The following is a 19847-nucleotide window of genomic DNA, read 5'->3' on the forward strand; positions in this document are numbered from 1 at the left end:
TCCTCACGAAAGGCCGAAGTCGACGATGTTTGGAAGGCGGTAGTCGACGTCGTAGGCCCGCGGCCCGACCGTCGAGAACCCGGACGCGCTGACCGTGAGGGTCAGCGTTGCGAGCGCGCGGACGCCGTCCAGTCGCCAGCGCCCGCCGGCATCCGCGACGAGGTCTGTGACGCGCAGTTCGGAGGGCGCTCCGACGAGCTCGATGACACCCGCGGCCAATCCGGCGTTGAGCACCAGGACGCCGTCACCTGGCAGCGCGGCGCGTGTGAGCGTCGCGCTCGCGCCTGTGCCGGTGAACGTGAAGGCCTGCGCGGTCGCTCCGGCCGCGCGCGTCCGTCGCAGCGGCGCCGCGAGCGTGACCTGCCGGCTCATCGCGTCGACGCCTGCGATCTGCGCGTGCTCGAGCGTCGCTTCATCGCCCAGGGCGAGGACGCCATTCGCGGAGCTGCACCCCGCGACGGAGGTGACGCGCACCGTCTTGGCTCCGCCCGCGGCGGGCGCGCTCAGCGTCGTGGCGCCGGCGGCTGCGGTGAGCGTGCGCTCGCGCACCGTCGCACCGACCGGATGTGTCGTTGCGAGCGGGATCCGCAGTGCGGCGAACGTCGGCGGCGCGAGAGGCGCGCTGAGCGCGAGGCGCGCGCCGGCGACCGGCGGCTGCGGGAAGGCGACCGCGGTCACCGTGCCGACGAGCGCGGTCGGTGGCGGCTCGATCGCGAGGTCGGATGGTCGGAACGGCAGGACGGTGCCGCTCGGGAGGGTGAAGTCGACCTCGAGCGCCGGCAGATCGTCGAACTCGAGACGCGCCGACAGGTCCCGGGCGATGCCGTCCAGCCCGGGGACCGCGAGATCAGGGCGGCCGGACAGCACCAGGTAGCCGCCCGAGGCGATGTGTGCGTACGTGTGCGGCGACGTCGTCGTCGCGCCGGCGACGCGGCGCGCGCCGCGGGTGGCGGCATCGACGACGCGGACCACGACGAGCGCCGAGGTCGTGACGGGTTCGGGGATCGTGACCGCTGCCATCACGCCTCCGCCTGCGCGACGTCGAGGCGCCGGGTGAGTACGGGCGACGTGGGAATGGGCGGGAGGTGCGACGCGATGTCGACGACCTGCATCCGCACGGGCACCGCGAGCCGGAACGGCGCCTGCAGCGTGTACCAGAGGTTGCTGTCTTCGGAGAGCGTCGTGGTCTCGATGCTCAGCCGCAGCTCGGCGTCGGTGCCGGCCATGGTCTCCTCGAGGTCGGAACCGCGCAGGCGCACGTGGTCGTTGACGACCTGCAGCACGCGACCGGTGAGCGAGAGCCGCGCCTTGGGCTCCGGGTGCAACGCGGTGATCAGGTACGAGAGATCGAGCGGCAGCGAACGGTGGGCGATCGCGTCGTCGGCTGGGCGCCGCAGCGGCGCGTTGTACAGGTCCGGCTGCACTGTGACGCGGTAGAGCCACAGCGAGACCGCGGTGGTGATGTTGTCCTTGTCCAGTTCCGCGGGCGAGCGGAGGTCGATCGCGACCGTCGCCAGGTCGGCCTCAAGGCTGTCGGTGATGTGGCGCTTGAGGAGCGCCCTCAACGTCACCGTCGCGGCCCGCAACGCGGAGTAGTCGGTCACGCAAACGATCCAACACGGCCGCCGTCACGCGACCGTCACGTCGCGGTCACCACTCGCGCGGCATGTCGTCCGGGACGCTCGCCAACCACCGCTCGATCAGGTTCAGGGCCTCGGCACGGTCGGCGACCACGACGGTGTTCCGGCTCTCGCCTTCGCCGGTCGTGATCCGGATTCGGACGTGATCGGGTGCGACTCCTTCGACCCAGACGGACACGACCAGCACCGCGGTAGGGCTCGGTTCTACGAGATGCACGGCCGCGCATCGTGCACGTACCGCGTCAGCCAGCCGTCACCGCAGGCGTACGTCAGGCAAGAGATCGCGCATGAGTGCGGACGGCTGGCAGCCGAGCGTCGACCGCAGCAGGCTCTCGAACAGGTGGTACTGACGGAGCGCCTCGGCGATGTTGCCCTCGGCCACGTGGAGCTTGACGAGCGCACGGTGCGCGCTCTCGCGCAGCGGCTCGCAGGCGACCGCCGCGAACGCCGCCTCAGCGGCGTCGACGAAGCGGCGGCACGCGATCAGCGACTCGCATGCGCACTCCAGCGCCTGAAGTCGCTGGAAGCGCAGGTGCTCGCGCTCGATCAGCACCCAGTCGTCGTACCAACCGGGCAGTAACTCACCCGCTGACGCGATCAGCTCGAGCTCCTCGCTCGTCGGCGCCTCGCGGGTGGAGAGCAGCCGGGCGGACAGCGCCGCGATCTCGGCGACGTCGGTGCGCATCTCGGCGCTAAGCGCGATCGTCCCGTTTCGGCTCTCGACGATCGGCACGTCGAGCCGTCGCGCCCGCCAGAGCGCGCTGCGCAGGCTTGCGGACGCATGGTCGTCGTCGACGTCCAGCCACAGCGAGCACGCGAGGAACTGACGGCGGACCGGCGCGCGCTGCAGCGCCAGGAATGCGATCACCCGTTCAGCTGAGTGCGGCAGCACGATGCTGCCGCCGGCATTGGACACCTCAAAGCGCTGAAGCAGCACGAGGCGAGTCGACGACTCGGCCAGCGGCTCTGCAGTCACGGCGGCCGCGGACATCACCGCACCTCACGATGATCGGGGAGGGTGGGACCGGCGCAATGACCATATACACCGCATTCGGCACACGCAAACCGCAGTTTTCTAGGGCCACCGACCACGACAGCGAGTCTCTAGAAGGGCCGTCACCACGACGTCACCGCGATATCACCGATGGCATGTTGAGCGGTCCCGCCGGCGGGACCGAGACATCGATCCCCATCCCCGCGAACAGATCGACGAGGTCGAACGCCATGCGCAGGTGGAACTTGGCGTCAGGGGCGGCCGGGTCGCGGCCGAGGACGTCGGCGATCCGGGCGAGCCGGTAGCGCAATGTGTTCTTGTGGATGAAGCACGCCTTGGCGGTCTCGGCGACGTTGCCGTCGGCCGCCACGAAGGCGCGCAGCGTGCCGAGCAGGTCCGAACGGCCGCGGTCGTGGTTCAGGAGCGGGCCGAGCTGCTCCTGGACGACCGCGCGCACCTGTGAGACGTCGGGTGCGTCGAGGAGGAACCGGAGCGGGCCGAGGCGTCCGGCGTGAACCACATGGTCGCCGCCGCTCTGCGCGAGGCGCGTGCAGGCGACGGCCTGGCGGTGAGCGGTCGCGAGGTCGGCGCAGACGTCGCTGACGCCGATCGCCACCGCGATGCCACGTCGGTCGGCGGCCGTCGTGACGGCGCGGACCACGGGCTCGGCGTCGCGGGCCGCCAGGACGATCTGCTCGCCCCGGCGGCAGACGAGGGAGGCATCGCGATGGATCAGGCTGCGTCCGGTCGCGCGGCGGACGAGCTCGAGCAGGTCGTCGGCGACGAGCTGCGACGAGTGCACGGCGACGATGTGGTGGGCCTGCGCGAGATCGATGCCGTGGCGGCGCGCCCGCGCCGCGAGCGAGGCCGTGAAGGGCGCGTCGAGCAGCTCGTTCAGCAGATCGCCCTGGAGCTGCCACTCGACCTGCTGTTGCGCGCGCTCCTTGACGAGCTCCAGCGCGAGCACGGTGGCGGCGTGCTCGAGCGCCTTGGCCTGGAGCGGCGAGAGCTCCTCGAGCCCGCACACGGTCACGCGGCCCAGATCCTCGACGGGGATGGCGATCGTGCCGTCGAGCCCGTCGGCGACGAGGCCGCCCGCCGAGTAGCGCGCGCGAAACGGGGGCGAGATCTCCTGTTCGAGGACCACCTCGGTGCCGAGCAGCCGAGCGAGCTCGACGCAGATGTGGTCGCGCCCGGCGCCGGTGAGCGCGGCCTCGGTCAGCGTGCGGTGCACGGCGAAGGAACCCTCGAGCAGCTCGTTCTGCGTCGCGAGCGCCTCGTACAACCGCCCGTTCTCGATCGCGATCGCGCCCTGGGCGGCGAGCGCGGAGACCAGGGCGACCTCGATCGGGCCGAACGCCACCGGCCGGCGGCTGCCGACGTACAACGCGCCGACGACCTTCTCCCCCGTGAGCATCGGGCAGCAGAGCATCGAGCCGATGCCTTCGCCGAGGATCGCGTCGCTCACCCACGTGGGCGTCGGCGGGCGCTCGCGGGCGTAGTCGGGGACGACCACGGGCGTGCGCTGGGCCACCACCTGCCCGCCGACGCCGTCGCCGAGGTTGAGCTGCATGCGCATGAACGCGGCGGATCGCGCGCCGACGGCGACCCGCATGTCGAGCGTGCTCTCGGCTTCGTTGACGAGTCCCATCCACGCGAGGTCGGTGCCCAGCAGGTCACGTGAGCGGTCGACGATCAGCTGCAGCGCCTGGCCGACGTCGGCCTCGGCGGCCTGGATCTGCATGCCGATCTGGACGAGCGCCTCGTAGGCGCGTGTGCGGCGGGCCTGGACCTCGACCTTCTCGAACAGCAGCGCGACGTGCGCGGCGAACACCGGCATCAGCGCGCGGGCGACGCCGGGCCGGACACCGCCGCTGCTCAGGTCGGCGACGAGCGCGCCGCGGATCTCGCCGTCCGGATCGCGCACCGGCTCGACGCGATGACGTTGCGACGCCCGCGGCTGCCCGCCCAGCGCGGACTCGAGCCAGTCGGCGGCCCGCTCGCGGGCGCGCGCACCGCTGATGCCCTGCGTGGCGATCACCTCGACGATCGGGCCGCGCCACGCGACGGCGCAGTAGTCGGCGCGCAGGACGGTCCGCGCGGCCTCCAGCGCCGACGTCGTCAGCGCGACCTGATCCTCGGACAAACGCACCAACTCCACGCACTGGATTCGTACTCCTGTCCGAGTCGCTCCGCAACCCGGTGCCTTAGAACTCAATCCAAGCCCGTCGAGAGGAGAGACGATGACAACGGCAGCCCACGCGGCGCCGCGGGTGGGCGGGGCCGAGCGCACGAGCGCGCGTCCCTACACGGTCGACATCGACATCGGTGGCACGCTGACGGACGGCCTGTTCTCGGACGGCACGACGGTCAGCCCGGTCAAGGTCGACACCACCCCGCACGACTTCACGGTCTGCTTCTTCGAGTGCCTGAAGGAGGGCGCGCGGCAGCTCGGGTACGCCGACCTGAAGGAGCTGCTCGCGCACGTCGCGGTGATCCGCTGGTCGGCGACGATCGCCACCAACATCATCGCCGAGCGCAAGGGCCCGCGTATCGGCCTGCTGGTGAGCGAGGGCACGGGCACGGCGCTCTACGGCGAGGGCACGAGCCCGGCGGTCGACCGCCTGATCGCGTCGCAGAACATCGTCGAGCTCGCCGACGGGGCGTCCGACGCGGAGCTGCTGGCGGCGATCCGCGCGCTGCTCGAGGACGGCGTGCGCCGGATCGCGGTGAGCATGGGCGGCAGCTTCGCCGACGACTCGGCCGAGCAGGCCGTGCGCCGGCTCGTGGACGACAACTTCCCCGACCACTACCTGGGCGCGGTGCCGATGGTCCTGGGCTCGGAGATCATCCGCCATCCGGACGATCAGACGCGCACCCACATGGCGCTGGTCAACGCCTACGTGCACACCCCGCTCGCGGTCGCGCTGTTCAAGGCCGAGGACGAGCTGCTCGAGCGCCACAACTACCGGCGGCCGCTCTACATCGCGCACGTCAACGGCGGCGTCGCGCGCGTGTCCAAGACCAAGGCCGTGGACACGGCGGAGTCCTCGCCGTACTTCGGCCTGAACGCGTGTGCGTGGTGGGCGCGCCTGTACGGGCACGACAAGGTGCTCGCGCTCGACGTCGGCGGGACGACGGCCAAGCTCGGCGTGATCGTCGGCGGCCGGCCGTTGACGATCGCCGAGGGGGACCTCTTCGGCGTGCCGCTGAAGACGCCGTGGACGCTGCTGCACTCCGAGGCGGTGGGCGGTGGATCGGTCGCGCGGCTCGTCGACGGCGAGGTCACGCTCGGGCCCGACTCCCAGGGCGCGTACCCCGGCCCCGCCTGCTACGACCTCGGCGGGAAGTTTCCGACGCTCACCGACGCCTTCCTGGCCGCGGGCATGCTCGACCCGGATCGCTTCCTCGGCGGCCGGCGCGCGCTGCGCGTCGATCTGGCACGCGAGGCGCTGGGCGAGATCGAGCCGCAGCGCGTGATCGACACGGCGGCGGACATGGTCGCCGACGTCGCCCGCCGCACGCTGGCGCTCGCTCCGGAGGGCGACTTCGAGCTGTACTGCTTCGGCGGCAACGGCGCGAACTTCGCCGCGCCCTTGGCCGAGCGGCTCGGTCTCGACCAGGCGTACGTGTTCAAGCTCGGCCCGGTGCTGAGCGCGTTCGGCTCGAGCGTCGCGGAGATCTGCCACGTCTACGAGGAGTGGGGGGACGACACGGACGCGATCGCGGCGCGCGGCGAGCAGCGCGTGCGGCGCGACCTGGAGGGCGAAGGGCTCTCGGACATCCGCATCGAGGTCGAGGTCACCGGCCACGTGACGGTCCGCGGCTTCTCCCCGGTGCCGGTGTACACGCCGCAGCCGAACGAAGAGCGGCGCCACGAGGTCACCGGCGACGTGCTCGTCTGGGACGACCTGAAGGCGGGCGCGGCCGCCCGCGGGCCCGTCCGGCTGGAGTCCGACACCAACACGTGCACCGTTCCGGCCGGCTGGAACGTGCGCATCGACGGCCACGACAACGCGATCCTGGAGCGGTCATGAAGATCCGGGTGACGGAATACCTCGACCTCGAGCTCTCCGACGAGCGCTGGCGCTGCCACGTGTGCGGGCACGATCTCGGCCCGGCGCGCGAGAACTACAAGCACAGCTGCCAGGTCAACCAGCGCGACCCGCGGGAGATCCATCAGCCGCTGATCGACGCCGAGTACTCGTTCGCGCCCGACCCGGACTGGGTGCGGATCGTCGAGTTCCACTGCCCGGGCTGCTTGACGCAGATCGAGACGGAGTACCTCCCGCCGGGACACCCGGTCACGTATGACATCGAGATCGACCTCGACCGGCTGCGCGAGCGGCTGGACGCGGGCGAGCTGACCATCGTCGACGAACGGCTGGTGACGCGATGAACACGATCGACGTCGACGTCGGCGGGACGTTCACGGACCTGGTGCTCACGCTCGACGGCGACACGAGCTACCGCAAGGTGCCGACGACGCCGTACGACCTGAGCGTGGGCTTCATGCAGGTGATCGAGGAGGCGGCCGGCGAGGCCGGCGTCTCGCTCGACGAGCTCGTCGGCCGGGTCGAGACGGTCCGCTACTCGACCACGGTGGCGATGAACCGCCTGCTGGAGCGCAGCGGGCCGCGGGTGGCGCTGATCGCGACCGAGGGCCACGAGGACGCGACGCTGATCGGCAAGGGCGCGCAGTGGATCGACGGCACGCGGTTGGACGAGCGGCGCGCGCTGCCGCATCAGCACAAGCCGCGGCCGGTCGTTCCGCGCGAGCTGATCGTAGGCGTGAAGGAGCGCGTCGACGCCCGCGGCGTGGTGGTGCGCCCGCTCGACGAGGACCACGTGCGCGAACAGGTGCGGACGTTGGTCGACCGTGGCGCGCGGGCGTTCGTGGTCTCGCTGCTGTGGTCCTTCGTGAACCCGGCGCACGAGAAGGCGGTCAAGCGGATCATCCGCGAGGAGTACCGCGACTACCACGTCGGCTACCTGCCCGTGATCCTCTCCTCCGAGGTCGTCTCGCGGCTCGGCGAGTACGGGCGCACGAACACCGCGATCCTCGACGCGTACCTGCAGCGCTCGATGCAGATCGAGCTCAGTGGGACGTGGGACAAGCTGCGCGAGCGCGGCTACCGCGGGCCGTTCTTCATGATCCACAACACGGGCGGCTGCGCCGACCTGTTCAAGACGACCGCCAGCCGCACCTACAACGGTGGGCCGATCGCCGGGCTGATCGGCGCGCGTGACATCGCCCGCCAGCTCGGCGCGCACAACGTCGTGACCGCCGACGTGGGCGGGACGTCGTTCGACATCGGCCTGGTGGTCGGCGACTCCGTGCGCAACTACGAGTTCAACCCGATCATCGACCAGTGGATGGTCTCCACGACGATGCTGCAGTCGCTGTCGATCGGCGCCGGCGGCGGCTCGATCGCGCAGATCAACCGGGCGCTCGGGGACCGGCTCGAGGTCGGGCCGCGCAGCGCCGGCTCATATCCGGGTCCGGTCGCCTACCAGCTCGGCGGGACCGAGCCGACCGTCACCGACGCGAACCTCGTGCTCGGCTACCTGAGCCCGGACGGGTTCTTCGCCGGCCGCATGGCGCTCGACCGCGAGGCCGCCGAGGACGCGATCCGCGAGCAGATCGCCGAGCCGCTCGGGATCGACGTGGTCGAGGCGGCCGCGCTGATCCGCCGCATCATCGACGACAAGATGGCGTCGGCGATCCGCAAGGAGGTGACGCTGCGCGGCTACCGGCCGTCGGAGTTCACGCTGTTCGCGTTCGGCGGCGGCGGCCCGACGCACGTGGCGGGCTACATGGGGGAGATCCCGCGCGCGGTGATGTTCCCGTTCTCACCGGTGTTCTGCGCGTACGGCTCCTCGATCATGGACGTCGTGCACCTCTACGAGCGCTCGCAGCGGATGATGCTGCTGGCGCCGCTGACCGGCGCGCCGGCGGTCGATCTCGACGCGTTCAACGGCATGGTCGGCGAGCTCATGGACGAGGCGCGGCGCGAGGTCGAGGCCGAGGGCCTGAGCTGGGAGGACGCGGTGGTCACGCTCGAGCTGGACATGCTCTACGGCGGCCAGATCCATTCCAAGCGGGCGTCCTCGCCGAAGCTGTTCCTGGCCTCTGAGGACGACGTGCTCGCGGTGTACGAGCGCTTCGAGCAGGAGTTCAGCGAGGCGTTCAGCCCACTCGCGGTCAACGTGGCGGGCGGCGTGTACATCGACACGTTCGTGCTGCGCGTCGCGGTGCCGGGGCAGAAGCTCGAGCTGGGAGAGCTCGAGCTGACGAGCGAGCCGGCGGAGCCCGTCGGCACCCGTCAGGCGTACTTCGGCGAGTGGGTCGACACACCGGTCTACGAGCTCGAAGCCCTACGCCCGGGGCAGTCGTTCGCCGGCCCGGCGATCGTGCAGGCGGCGTACACGACCGCGGTCATCCCACCCGGCCGGCGGTTCTCGATCGAGTCGCACGGACTCGGAATCCTGGAGGCCTGAGATGCCGATCCCCACCGCTGACGCCAAGCTGGACATGATCCGGCTCGCCGAGCCGACCGAGGACGAGCTGCGCGCCGTCGCGACGCTGGCACCGGGCGACTACGAGATCGGCTTCCAGCGCACCAACGACATCCTCGACGAGGCGCTGGAGGTCTTCCAGCGCTCCTCACGCTCGTCGATGGGCATCGCGGGCGACGTGATGATCGCGCTGTTCACCGCCCAGGGCGACCTGGTGAACGCCGCGGCCGGCACGTACCTGCACGCGATCATCCAGCCGATCCTGATCAAGTACATCCTCTCGGAGTACGGCGAGAACCCGGGCGTGCGCGACGGTGACATCTGGTTCGCCAACGACGCCCTCTACGGCGGCATCCACAACCCCGACATGGTCATCGTGCTGCCGATCTTCCACGAGGAGAAGCTGATCGGCTGGGCGGGCGCGGCCAACCACACGACCGAGACCGGCGCGGTGGAGCCGGGCGGCATGCCCGTGTCGGCGACCACGCGCTTCCACGAGGGGCTGAACCTGCCGCCGATCAAGATCGGCGAGAACCACCGGCTGCGCAGCGACATGCTCGAGCTGTTCAACGCCTTCGGGATCCGCGCGCCGCAGATGATCACCACCGACCTGAAGGCGCGGGCGACGGCGGCCGACCGGGTGCGCACGCGCATCCTCGAGGTCGCGGTCAAGGAGGGCGCGGACTTCGTCGTCGGCGTGATGCAGCGGATGCTGGAGGTCGCGGAGGCGGGTGCGCGCAAGCGGATCGCCTCGTGGCTGGACGGCAAGTACCGGTGCGTGAACTTCGCCGACGCGCTCGGCACCGAGCACGGCCTCGTGCGCAACGCGTCGCTGACGTTGGTCAAGGCGGGTGACGAGATCACCTTCGACTTCACGGGGACCTCGCCGGAGAACCTCTCGCCGTACCACGCGCACGTGCAGGCGGTGGTGGGCCACGTGGCCAACTACGTCTACTCCTACGTGTTCTACGACCTGCCGATCTCGAGCGCGACGTTCGCGCCGTTCACGTTCGTGATCCCGAAGGGGACGGTCTTGAACCCCGACGACCGGGCGGCGACCTCGTGCAGCGTCATGGTGTGCACGGGTGTGATGAGCGCGTGCGCGAACGCCTTCGCGAAGATGATGTTCGCCTCCCAGGAGCACGACCGGGTGGCGGCGTCGGCGTCCAACGCCGGCAACGCGGTGGTGATCGCCGGCATGACGCAGTGGGGGCTCCCGTTCGCCGACATGGTCGCGTACTCGATCAACACCGAGGGCATGGGCGGACGCCCGGGGTCGGCGGGCATGAACGCGTTCGGGTTTCCGTGGTGCCCGTTCGGCCGCGCGCCCGACGTCGAGCTGATGGAGAACGAGTTCCCGATCCTGATCCCGCTCTCGCAGCACTGGACGGACTCGGCGGGGGCGGGCAAGCACCGCGGGGGCGTCGGCACCGTGCAGCCCTGGGTCGCCCACCAGGCGCCGATGGTCCTGCTCATGTGCATCGCCGACAACTCCAAGCTGCAGACGCCGCAGCCGCTGTTCGGGGGCTACGCGCCGTGCACGGTGCCGGGGATCGGCATCCGCGCGCCCGGGCTGATGGAGGCCCTCCAGGCCGGCGATCCGATCGACCTCGACTTCCGCACGATCATCGAGCAGCGCTCGATCGGCGGGCAGTGGGAGGTCGAGTTCATGGGCCGCTCGATCCGGCCCTACGACGAGGGCGACGTGATGGCGTTCTGCTTCAGCGCCGGCGGCGCCGGCTATGGCGATCCGCTCGAGGCCGACCCGGAGGAGGTCGCGCGCGACTACGTCGGCGGGCTGATCAGCGCGTGGACCGTCCGCGAGATCTACAAGGTCGCCTACGACGAGGTCGAGCAGGTCGTGCTGGGGGAGGAGACGTCGCGGCTGCGCGACTCCGAACGGGCGGCGCGGGCGGCGCGTGACAGCGACTGGGCGACGTTCGAGGCCGAGTGGTCGCAGCTCTCCCCGCCCGAGGACCTGCTCGTGTGGTTCGGGTCCTGGCCCGCGGGCGAGCCGACCGTCCCCGTCATGCGCATGTGAGGTGAGCGCGCTCGAGCCCGCACTCGCCGGCCGGCCTCTCGATCGCCCGCTGCTGGCGCCGCGGTTCGCGGCGCTGGCGGCGGAGGTCGAGGAGCTGCCGCTCGAGGCGTTCCTCGCCGACCTGGGCCGGCGTGCGCGGATCTACGCGGACCTCGCTCGTTCGCTGCGCGTCGACGTGCTGTTCGTCAACGACGCCGACGAGGAGCCCGAGGTCCTCGCGGACCTGCTCCGGCGGGTGCGGGCGACCGTGCCGACCACGCTCGGCGCCGTCATGACCGGACCCGCCACACGTGGCGAGCTCCCCTCCGTGCTCGCGGCGGCGCGGACGCTTGCCGAGGCGGGCGCCGAGGTCATCCTCGTGCGCGAGACGGTCGCGCTGCCGGAGAACTACCGGCGGCTGGCGAACCCGCTGTGGGGGTCGCTGAAGTTCTTCCGCGCGGTCGGCGTCCTGCTGGCGCCGGACCCGCCGGCGGGTCCCTATCTCCCGTGCCTGACCGCTGCCACGGACGCGCCGCACGCGCTTGCCGTCGCGCCGGGCGAGGCGTCGGCGCCGAGCCGCGCGACCGCGCTGATCACCCACACCGACGACCTCGCGGGACACGTGCCCGTGCGTGACCTGCAGGCGGTCGTCGCCCGGCTATGACCGTGTTGTGGACACCTCCGCCGGACGTGTTCGAGGCGACCGAGATCGGGCGCTTCGCAGCGCGGAACGGGTTCTCGTCGTTCGATGCGTTGCAGCGCTGGTCGGTCGAGGATCTCGAGGGGTTCTGGCGCGCGGTCGCCGAGTTCTACGACCTCGGGCTGGACGCGGAGCGCGTCCTCGGGCGCCGCGACATGCCCGGCGCAGAGTGGTTCCCGGGCGCGCGCCTGAACTACGCGTCGCACATGCTGGGCGGTGACGGCGTGGCCGTGGTCGCGCGGTCGAACACCCGCGGACCGATCGAGCTGACCTTCGCGGAGCTGCGCGACCAGGTGGCGCGTGCGCGGACCGGCCTGCGGCGGCTCGGCGTCGGGCGCGGCGATCGCGTCGTCGCGTACCTGCCCAACATCCCGGAGACGCTCGTCGCGTTCCTGGCCACCGCGAGCCTGGGCGCGATCTGGGCGAGCGTCTCGCCCGAGTTCGGCGCTCGCAGCGTGCTCGACCGGCTCGCGCAGATCGAGCCGAAGGTGCTCCTGGCCGTCAACGGCTACACCTATCGCGACGCGCGGATCGACCGGCGCGCGGAGGTCGCCGCGATCGTCTCCGGCCTGCCGACCGTCGAGCACGTCGTCGAGGTCGGGTACGGCGACGGAGCCCGCGGGTGGGACGAGTTGGTCCGCGAGCCGGGGCCGCTCGACTTCGAGCCGGTGCCGTTCGACCACCCGCTCTACGTGCTCTTCTCGTCGGGCACGACCGGTCTGCCGAAGGCGATCGTGCACGGCCACGGCGGCATCCTGCTCGAGCACGTCAAGAACCTCGGCCTGGGGTGGGATCTCAAGCCCGGCGGGCGGCTGTTCTGGTTCACGACGACCGCCTGGATGATGTGGAACGCGCTCGTCTCCGCGCTGTTGCTGCGGAGCTCGGTCGTGCTGCTCGACGGCGACCCCGCGTGGCCCGATCTCGCCCAGCAGTGGCGGCTCGCCGCGGAGACCCGTCCGTCGGTCATGGGCGTCAGCCCGGCGTTCCTGATGGCGTGTCGCAAGGCGGGGCTCCGGCCCGGGAGCGAGTTCGATCTGTCGAGCATCCGTGTCATGCCGATCGCCGGGTCGCCGCTGCCGGGTGAGGGCTACGACTACGTCTACGAACAGCTGCCAGGCATCCTGCTGCTCAACGGCAGCGGCGGCACCGATGTCTGCAGCGCGATCGTCAGCGCGAGCCCGCTACAGGCCGTGACCCGCGGGGAGATCGCGGGGCGCTGGCTCGGCGTCGACGCGACCGCGTTCGACGTCGATGGCCATGAGGTGATCGGCGCGTTGGGCGAGCTGGTGATCCGCCGGCCGATGCCGTCGATGCCGGTGGGGTTCTGGGGCGACGCCGACGGTTCCAAGTACCGCGCCGCGTACTTCGACGTCTACCCGGGCGTGTGGCGCCACGGCGACTGGGTGCGCTTCTCCGAGGCGGGCACGTGCATCGTCACCGGCCGCTCCGACGCGACCCTGAACCGCGGCGGCGTCCGCATGGGAACGGCCGAGTTCTACGCGGTGCTGGAGGAGCTGGCGGAGGTGGAGGACTCGCTCGTCGTGCACCTCGAGGATCGCGACGAGCTGGTGCTGTTCGTCGTCGCCGACCTCGACGAGGAGCTGCGCGGGCGGATCACGCGAACGTTGCGCTCGGAGCTCTCGCCGCGCCACGTCCCCGACACGATCGTCGCCGTCCCGGCGATCCCGCGCACGCTGACCGGCAAGAAGCTCGAGGCGCCCGTCAAGCGGATCCTCCGCGGTGAGGCGGCGGAGGAGGTCGCGAGCCGCGGCGCCCTCGCCGACCCGAGCGCGATCGATGTCTTCGTGGCCTTCGCCCATGAGCGCCGCTGAGCTGGCGCGGGCGATCGCCGCCGGCGAGCGCTCGGCGCGCGACGTCGTCCAGGCGCACCTCGACCGGATCGACGAGGTCAATCCGACCCTGAACGCGGTGACGGTCACGCTCGCCGACGAGGCGCTGGCGGCGGCGGACGCCGCCGACGCGTCGGTCGCGCGCGGCGGTCCGTTGCCGCCGCTGCTCGGGGTCCCGTTCACGGTGAAGGAGAACATCGACGTGGCGGGGACGGTCACGTCGATGGGGCTGCGCGGGGGAGTGCCGGCGACGCGCGATGCGCCGCACATCGCGCATCTGCGGGCCGCGGGCGCCATCCCGATCGCGCGGACCAACCTCCCGGACCTCGCGCTGCGCTGGCACACGGACAACGCGCGCCACGGCGCGACGGTCAACCCGTTCGACGCGTCGCTGAGCCCTGGCGGGAGCAGCGGCGGCGACGCGGTCGCGTTGGCGAGTGGCATGGCCGCGTTCGCGGTCGGCAGCGACTACGGCGGCTCGCTGCGCGTCCCGGCCGCGCTGGCCGGCGTCTACGCGCTGCGCCCGACGCCGGGGCGCCTCGCTCAGACGTTCGGTGCGCCGCCGTTGATGAGCCGCCAGTTGATGGCGAGCGACGGCCCGCTCGCGCGGCGCGCCGAGGACCTGTTGCTGCTGCTGACGGCGATGGGGCAGCCCGACGCGCGCGACCCGCGGTTCACGCCGGCCTCGGCCGCCGTCGCGCAGGGGCCGATCGCGGTCGTGCTCGCCTCCGACGCGGAACGCATGGCGGCGGACGCGCTCGTCGCGGCCGGCCACGAGGTGGTGGAGGCCGAGGCCCCGCGAGTGGAGGACGCGGCCCAGCTGTGGCTGGACCTCGTGAGCTTCGAGGTGCGGCTCGGCGCGCTGGCCCGGCTGCGCGAGGAGGGCAGCGAGGGCACGCGACGTTCGGCCGAGGCGCTGTTCGCGCTCGGCAGGACGCTCGACGGCGACGGATACGCGCGAGCGCTCGGCGAGCGCCACCTGCTCACGGCCGCCTGGAGCGAGTTCTTCGACCGGCATTCGCTGCTCCTGGGACCCGTCAGCACGAGCGCGCCATGGCGCGTCGGGCACGACCTCGGCGGTGCGGACGCGCTGCGCGACGAGTGGTGGGGCTTCCGGCTGACGGTCGCGACCGCCTGCCTCGGCCTGCCCGCGGTGTCCGTCCCGATCGGCTTCGACGCCCGCGGCCTGCCGCTGGGCGTCCAGCTCGTCGGCCCGCGCTGGGCGGAACGCGCCCTGCTCGCCGTCGCGGAGGCGATCAGGCGCCCAGCGTCGTCTCCTTGACGACTGGTGCACCATCAGACGTCTGTCCCGGGGGAAGCAGACGCGAGGAGATTGCCAGTGCGTGCGGTGATGTACGAGGGGTTCGGGGAGCCGATCACGGTCGCGAACGTGGACGACCCGCGGCCGGCTCCGGACGGCGTGGTGATCCGCGTGGAGGCGACCGGGCTGTGCCGGAGCGACTGGCACGGGTGGATGGGGCACGACCCCGACATCACCCGGTTCCCGAACGTCCCCGGGCATGAGCTCGCCGGCACCGTCGAAGAGGTCGGGAGCGACGTGCGGCGGGTGCGCCCAGGCGACCGCGTGACCGTCTCCTTCGTCTGCGCGTGCGGCGTGTGCGCCGAGTGCGTGCGGGGCGAGCATCAGGTGTGCGAGCACCAGCGGCAGCCGGGCTTCCACGTCTGGGGCTCGTACGCCGAGTACGTCGCGATCGACCACGCGGATCTCAACGTCGTGCACCTGCCCGACGAGCTCGACTTCGCGACCGCGGCCTCGTTGGGCTGCCGCTTTGCCACCGCCTACCGCGCCGTGCTCGAGGTCGGGCGCGTTCGGGCCGGCGAGTGGCTGGTCGTGCACGGCTGCGGCGGTGTCGGGCTGAGCGCGGTGATGATCGGCGTCGCCGCCGGTGCTCGTGTCGTCGGGGTCGACGTCAGCGAGGGCGCGCTCGAGCTCGCCCGCGCGCTCGGAGCCGAGCACGCGGTCGTGGCGGGCACCGACGTGCGTGAGCTGACCGACGGCGGGGCCCACGTGAGCCTCGATGCGCTGGGGTTGGAGGCCACCTGCGTCGCCTCGATCGACGGACTGCGCCGACGCGGCCGTCACGTGCAGGTCGGCGTCCTCCCGGGCTCGCCCCCGGTCCCGATGCACCGGGTGATGGCCCACGAGCTCCAGCTGCTGGGTTCACACGGGATGGCGGCGCACGCGTATCCGGAGATGCTCGGCTCGATCGTGGCGGGGCGCCTCGATCCCGGCCGGCTCATCACCAGTCACATCGCGCTCGAGCAAGCACCCGCCGCGCTGGCGGCGATGGGCGACGGCTCACCCCGCGGCGTGACGATGATCCATCCTCACACGACTCAGGGTGTTCGCGGATAATCCGGAGGCATGGACCTCGGAGCCCCAGCCTCATATCTCACACTGACCGACGGCACGAGCGTGTTCTCCTCCGACGGCGAGTCGGTCGGCGCGGTCGAGCACGTGCTCGCCGATCCGGAGGTCGACATCTTCGACGGTCTCGTGATCGATTGCCGGCTCGGCCCCGGCGGTCACCGCTTCGTCGACGCGCCGGAGGTGGCCGGGATCTACGAGCGCGGCGTCGAGCTCACGCTCACCGCGCGCGAGGTCGACCGGCTGCACGAGCCGTCCGCCAACGCGGCGGTGATGTCCGCCGACCCGGACGACGTCACCGGCAGCCACCTCGGCGACAAGCTGCGCCGTGCCTGGCAGCTGATCAGCGGCGACTACTGATCACCGGGCTGTCGCGACGGCGAGTTGCTCCACCACCTCGTCGGTCGTGAGCACCGACGAGGCGATCAGCGCGAAGCTGGTCAGCGCGGCATCGGTGGCCGCGCGGCCGGGCCCGGCGGTGGCATCGCCGACGACGTGGACGTCGAAGCCGTTCTCGGCGGCGTCGCGCACGTGGGACTCCAGGCACAGGTTCGCGGCCATGCCCGCCACCACGAGCGTCTGGATGTCGCGCTGACGAAGTTGGATCCCGAGATCGCCGCTCCAGAACCCCGACAGCCCCTTGTGCGGTGACAGGACGGTCACGCCCTGGGTGGGCAGCAGCTCGGGGTGAAAGGCCGACCCGGGCCCGGCGCCGTCGAACATCCGGCGGCTGAACATCAGCTGGTCGAGCGCCGTCAGGTGGTTCCACGTGCCGTACTCGTCGTCGGAGTACTCGTGCGGCGAGTAGAACACCGGCAGGCCGGCGTCGAGCGCCGCGGCGCGCAGGCGCGCGAGCTTGCCGACGACGTCCACGCGTTCGACCTCTTCGCCGATGACGTCCCAGACGACGCTCGACGGGTCCAGGAAGTCGACCTGCGGGTCGATCAGCAGCAGCGCGGCACGGTCGGTCGGGAAGGGCATGAACGTCCTTTCGGATGGCGGGTGGTTCCGGCATCCGGATTTATAACCGACCGGTCGTCTTCTATCAACTCGAACGCAGAAGGAGCGGCAGCGTCACCCGCTCGAAGCGCTCGTACGGGTCGCGTTCCTGCGCGACCTTGCCGCGCAACGCGGCGCCCTCCCAGGCCTCGATCAGCGCCGACGCCAACTCGCGCACATCGCGGTCGGCGGCCAGCTCACCGCGCGTCTGCGCCTCCTCCAGGACCGCGGCGACGTGGTCCTCCCAGCGACCGAACAACCCGGTCAGCGTGGTGCGGGCCCGGTCGCTGACGTTCGACATCTCGAGCGCCATGCCGCCCAGCAGGCAGCCGAGCGTGAAGTCGCGCAGCTCGTGGTCGTCGGCCATGGCCGCGAAGAAGCGGCTGACCCGTTCCAGCGGCGGCACGGCGTCGTCGTGCAGCAGCGCGCCGTGGCGAGCCTCGACGTCGTCCCAGTAGCGCTCGACGACGTCGACGAGCAGCGTCTCCTTGGAGTCGAAATAGCTGTAGAACGAGCCCTTCGGCACGCCGGCCGAATCGACGATCTCCTTGACGCCGGCGCCGTTGTAACCGCGCTCGTGGAACAGGCGCCCGCCCGCCTCGAGCAGGGCGTCGCGCACGCGGGGATTGGCGGGTCGGGGCATCAGACGGCGCTCGCGCGCTCCCCCTCCTGCTGTGCGGCGAGGAGCGCCCGGATGCGTTCTCTCGCCGTGATCAGGGAAGTCTCGGAGATCGAGAACGCGGCGGCACCGTCGCGCTTGCGCGCGGCGTTGACCAGGTCCTCCTGGCAGTCCGACAGCAGGTCCGGCTCGGAGGTGTCCAAGGCTCCCCGCGCGAAGACGATCTTGTAGGCGCGGCAGTGCTGCCAGAGCGTCCGGATCATGTTCACCAGAACCGGGTTGCCGGAGGCGGTGTAGAGGATCGTCAGCAATGCCTCGTCGTGGTCGAGGTGGTCGATCACGCGGCCGTCGTTGATCGCGGCCACCATCAGCTCGTACTCGACCTGCATCCGGTCGCAGTCGTCGTCGGTGACCCGTTCGCTCCCCAGTCGCGCGGCCTCGCCCTCGAGCAGCCGGCGCACGTCGTACGCGTGCACGAGCTCCTCGAGCGTCAACCGCTTCACGACGGCGCCCTTGTGCGGCTCCCGCTCGGCCAGGCCCGCCTCCTCGAGGCGGCGGATCGCCTCGCGCACGGGCATCACGCTGGTGCCGACCTGCTCGGCGAGGTCACGGATCCTCAGACGCGCGCCGGCGGGCAGGTCGCCGCTGATGATCGCGTCGTGGAGGACGGCGTAGACCTGATCGGTCAACAGCGTGGGCTCGAGCCGCTTCGAAAGGGTCACAGATCAAAGATATCTGATCTAGAGTTGCGTGATCTGTGATCACATCGTAAGGTGTGGCGACAAGAGAGCGCCCGCGCATAGGCGCGCCGGCGGCGACGGACCGCGATTCGTCCTTCGTTGAGGGGAGAGAGATGTTCGGTTCCAGGAACACGGCGGCCGTGGGCTGCCTCGTGGGCGCCCTTGCACTGGGTGTCGGGGCGTGCGGTAGCGACGACAGTGGTGGTGGTGGCGGCGACGCCGCGGGAGGCAGCGGCAAGACGCTGACGATCTACTCGGATATGCCGCTGCAGGGTGCGGGTGGCCCGCAGTCGCGGTCGGTTGTGAACGGCGAGAAGCTCGCGCTCGAGCAGAACGGCGGCAAGGCGGGCGAGTTCAAGATCAAGTTCGTCTCGTTGGACAACTCGACCGCGCAGGCGGGGAGTTGGACGCCGGAGGCGACGACGGCCAACGCCCGCAAGGTCGCTCAGGATTCCAATACGGCGGTGTACCTGGGCGAGTTCAACAGTGGCGCGGCGGCGGTCTCGATCCCGATCCTCAACGAGGGCGGGGTGCCGATGATCAGCCCCGCGAACACGTACGTGGGGCTGACGACCAAGGACCCGGGGTCGGCCGCGGGTGAGCCGGACAAGTTCTATCCGGCCGGTACGCGCAACTACGTGCGGGTGGTGCCTCGGGACTCGATCAAGGGGCCGGCGATGGCGTCGACGATGAAGGAGGACGGCTGCACGAAGGTCGAGCTGACCAACGACAAGGAGACCTACGGCGCGGGGCTCGCGCAGGCGATCGTGATCGCGGCCAAGCAGCAGGGGCTGAACGTGATCGCCAACGACGGGATCGACAAGAACGCCCCCAACTACCGCTCGCTGGCGCAGAGGGCCAAGGCGGCGGGTGCCGACTGCTTCGCGTACTCGGGCGTGACGCAGAACAACGCGGTGCAGCTCTTCAAGGACATGGCGGCGGGGATTCCCAACGCCAAGCTCTACGGGCCCGACGGCACGTGTGAGTCGGGCTTCATCAACAAGGACACGGGGATCCCGGCGGATGTGGCGGCGCGGTACAAGTGCACGTCGCCGACGCTGCCACCCGATCAGCTGCCGGCGACGGGCCAGCAGTTCTTCAAGGACTACGCCGCGAAGTTCGGCGGCACCCCGGATCCGTACTCGATCTACGGGTATGAGTCGATGCAGCTGGCACTGGACGCGATCAAGCGCTCCAAGACGGGCGAGAAGGCCGACATCGTCAAGGCGCTGTTCGCAACCAAGGACCGCGAGAGCGCGCTCGGCAAGTATTCGATCGACGCCAACGGCGACACGTCCTCGACCGACATGGCGCTGGACGGCGTCGAGGACGGCCAGCTGAAGTTCATCAAGGTCATCAAGGGCTCGTCGCTGTAGG

General features: G+C 71.1%; 18 protein-coding genes. 10 read left to right on the forward strand and 8 right to left on the reverse strand.

Features of this window, described 5'->3' with window-relative positions; all coding sequences use genetic code 11:
• Window positions 1-3 precede the first annotated feature (3 nt).
• The 5 genes from G569_RS0133690 to G569_RS0133710 form a co-directional block, all read right to left on the reverse strand.
• Window positions 4-1020: a hypothetical protein gene (locus G569_RS0133690; protein WP_028066678.1), complete on the reverse strand. Its 1017-nt coding sequence runs from the start codon at window positions 1018-1020 to the stop codon at window positions 4-6.
• Window positions 1020-1604: a Pvc16 family protein gene (locus tag G569_RS0133695; protein WP_028066679.1), complete on the reverse strand. Its 585-nt coding sequence runs from the start codon at window positions 1602-1604 to the stop codon at window positions 1020-1022. Before G569_RS0133695 ends, G569_RS0133690 begins: the two co-directional genes overlap by 1 nt.
• Before the next feature lie 46 nt (window positions 1605-1650).
• On the reverse strand, window positions 1651-1857 hold the full coding sequence (locus G569_RS63265) for a hypothetical protein (protein ID WP_157592499.1): 207 nt from the start codon (window positions 1855-1857) through the stop codon (window positions 1651-1653).
• A 36-nt stretch (window positions 1858-1893) separates the two neighbouring features.
• Window positions 1894-2631, reverse strand: coding sequence for an AfsR/SARP family transcriptional regulator (locus G569_RS0133705; protein WP_053227371.1), 738 nt, complete (start codon window positions 2629-2631; stop codon window positions 1894-1896).
• A gap of 136 nt (window positions 2632-2767) precedes the next feature.
• Window positions 2768-4795: a helix-turn-helix domain-containing protein gene (locus G569_RS0133710; protein WP_157592500.1), complete on the reverse strand. Its 2028-nt coding sequence runs from the start codon at window positions 4793-4795 to the stop codon at window positions 2768-2770.
• A gap of 82 nt (window positions 4796-4877) precedes the next feature.
• Here G569_RS0133710 and G569_RS0133715 point away from each other — a divergent pair, with 82 nt between their 5' ends.
• The 9 genes from G569_RS0133715 to G569_RS53765 are packed head-to-tail and all read left to right on the forward strand — an operon-like array spanning window position 4878 to window position 16472.
• Entirely contained in the window at window positions 4878-6671 is a 1794-nt protein-coding gene (locus G569_RS0133715; protein ID WP_084285983.1) for a hydantoinase/oxoprolinase family protein, read from the forward strand.
• The gene (locus tag G569_RS0133720; RefSeq protein ID WP_028066683.1) at window positions 6668-7033 is read left to right on the forward strand and encodes an acetone carboxylase subunit gamma; all 366 of its coding nucleotides are present in this window, start codon (window positions 6668-6670) and stop codon (window positions 7031-7033) included. The genes G569_RS0133715 and G569_RS0133720 overlap by 4 nt, the downstream gene beginning before the upstream one ends.
• On the forward strand, window positions 7030-9135 hold the full coding sequence (locus G569_RS0133725; protein WP_028066684.1) for a hydantoinase/oxoprolinase family protein: 2106 nt from the start codon (window positions 7030-7032) through the stop codon (window positions 9133-9135). Before G569_RS0133720 ends, G569_RS0133725 begins: the two co-directional genes overlap by 4 nt.
• Window position 9136: 1 nt before the next feature.
• Window positions 9137-11194, forward strand: coding sequence for a hydantoinase B/oxoprolinase family protein (locus G569_RS0133730; RefSeq protein ID WP_028066685.1), 2058 nt, complete (start codon window positions 9137-9139; stop codon window positions 11192-11194).
• 1 nt (window position 11195) lies between these two features.
• A complete protein-coding gene (locus G569_RS0133735) occupies window positions 11196-11837 on the forward strand; it encodes a hypothetical protein (RefSeq protein WP_028066686.1) in 642 nt (213 codons plus the stop codon).
• Window positions 11834-13705, forward strand: a complete 1872-nt coding sequence (locus G569_RS0133740; protein WP_028066687.1) for an acetoacetate--CoA ligase — start codon at window positions 11834-11836, stop codon at window positions 13703-13705. The genes G569_RS0133735 and G569_RS0133740 overlap by 4 nt, the downstream gene beginning before the upstream one ends.
• Window positions 13692-15005, forward strand: coding sequence for an amidase family protein (locus tag G569_RS0133745; RefSeq protein ID WP_053227372.1), 1314 nt, complete (start codon window positions 13692-13694; stop codon window positions 15003-15005). The genes G569_RS0133740 and G569_RS0133745 overlap by 14 nt, the downstream gene beginning before the upstream one ends.
• 57 nt (window positions 15006-15062) lie before the next feature.
• On the forward strand, window positions 15063-16100 hold the full coding sequence (locus tag G569_RS0133750) for a zinc-dependent alcohol dehydrogenase family protein (RefSeq protein ID WP_028066689.1): 1038 nt from the start codon (window positions 15063-15065) through the stop codon (window positions 16098-16100).
• A 9-nt stretch (window positions 16101-16109) separates the two neighbouring features.
• On the forward strand, window positions 16110-16472 hold the full coding sequence (locus tag G569_RS53765; RefSeq protein ID WP_037501113.1) for a hypothetical protein: 363 nt from the start codon (window positions 16110-16112) through the stop codon (window positions 16470-16472).
• Here the strand turns inward: G569_RS53765 and G569_RS0133760 are convergent, their stop codons facing one another.
• From G569_RS0133760 to G569_RS0133770, 3 genes are all read right to left on the reverse strand, one after another.
• The gene (locus G569_RS0133760; RefSeq protein ID WP_028066690.1) at window positions 16473-17093 is read right to left on the reverse strand and encodes a cysteine hydrolase family protein; all 621 of its coding nucleotides are present in this window, start codon (window positions 17091-17093) and stop codon (window positions 16473-16475) included. It lies immediately after the preceding gene.
• Window positions 17094-17157: 64 nt separating this feature from the next.
• Entirely contained in the window at window positions 17158-17754 is a 597-nt protein-coding gene (locus tag G569_RS0133765; protein WP_028066691.1) for a TetR/AcrR family transcriptional regulator, read from the reverse strand.
• On the reverse strand, window positions 17754-18452 hold the full coding sequence (locus G569_RS0133770) for a GntR family transcriptional regulator (protein WP_028066692.1): 699 nt from the start codon (window positions 18450-18452) through the stop codon (window positions 17754-17756). The genes G569_RS0133765 and G569_RS0133770 overlap by 1 nt, the downstream gene beginning before the upstream one ends.
• Window positions 18453-18583: 131 nt before the next feature.
• Here G569_RS0133770 and G569_RS0133775 point away from each other — a divergent pair, with 131 nt between their 5' ends.
• On the forward strand, window positions 18584-19846 hold the full coding sequence (locus G569_RS0133775; protein ID WP_028066693.1) for a branched-chain amino acid ABC transporter substrate-binding protein: 1263 nt from the start codon (window positions 18584-18586) through the stop codon (window positions 19844-19846).
• Window position 19847: the final 1 nt, after the last annotated feature.

The sequence above is a fragment of the Solirubrobacter soli DSM 22325 genome, from assembly GCF_000423665.1.
GTDB lineage: Bacteria > Actinomycetota > Thermoleophilia > Solirubrobacterales > Solirubrobacteraceae > Solirubrobacter > Solirubrobacter soli.

What these genes read in the sequence shown, in the direction of transcription:
- G569_RS0133775 (WP_028066693.1), top strand. Translation starts at nt 18,584, where the DNA reads ATGTTCGGTTCCAGGAACACGGCGGCCGTGGGCTGCCTCGTGGGCGCC.
- G569_RS0133690 (WP_028066678.1), bottom strand. Translation starts at nt 1,020, where the DNA reads ATGGCAGCGGTCACGATCCCCGAACCCGTCACGACCTCGGCGCTCGTC.
- G569_RS0133760 (WP_028066690.1), bottom strand. Translation starts at nt 17,093, where the DNA reads ATGCCCTTCCCGACCGACCGTGCCGCGCTGCTGCTGATCGACCCGCAG.
- G569_RS0133740 (WP_028066687.1), top strand. Translation starts at nt 11,834, where the DNA reads ATGACCGTGTTGTGGACACCTCCGCCGGACGTGTTCGAGGCGACCGAG.
- G569_RS0133745 (WP_053227372.1), top strand. Translation starts at nt 13,692, where the DNA reads ATGAGCGCCGCTGAGCTGGCGCGGGCGATCGCCGCCGGCGAGCGCTCG.
- G569_RS0133720 (WP_028066683.1), top strand. Translation starts at nt 6,668, where the DNA reads ATGAAGATCCGGGTGACGGAATACCTCGACCTCGAGCTCTCCGACGAG.
- G569_RS0133705 (WP_053227371.1), bottom strand. Translation starts at nt 2,631, where the DNA reads ATGTCCGCGGCCGCCGTGACTGCAGAGCCGCTGGCCGAGTCGTCGACT.
- G569_RS0133715 (WP_084285983.1), top strand. Translation starts at nt 4,878, where the DNA reads ATGACAACGGCAGCCCACGCGGCGCCGCGGGTGGGCGGGGCCGAGCGC.
- G569_RS0133725 (WP_028066684.1), top strand. Translation starts at nt 7,030, where the DNA reads ATGAACACGATCGACGTCGACGTCGGCGGGACGTTCACGGACCTGGTG.
- G569_RS0133765 (WP_028066691.1), bottom strand. Translation starts at nt 17,754, where the DNA reads ATGCCCCGACCCGCCAATCCCCGCGTGCGCGACGCCCTGCTCGAGGCG.
- G569_RS0133730 (WP_028066685.1), top strand. Translation starts at nt 9,137, where the DNA reads ATGCCGATCCCCACCGCTGACGCCAAGCTGGACATGATCCGGCTCGCC.
- G569_RS53765 (WP_037501113.1), top strand. Translation starts at nt 16,110, where the DNA reads ATGGACCTCGGAGCCCCAGCCTCATATCTCACACTGACCGACGGCACG.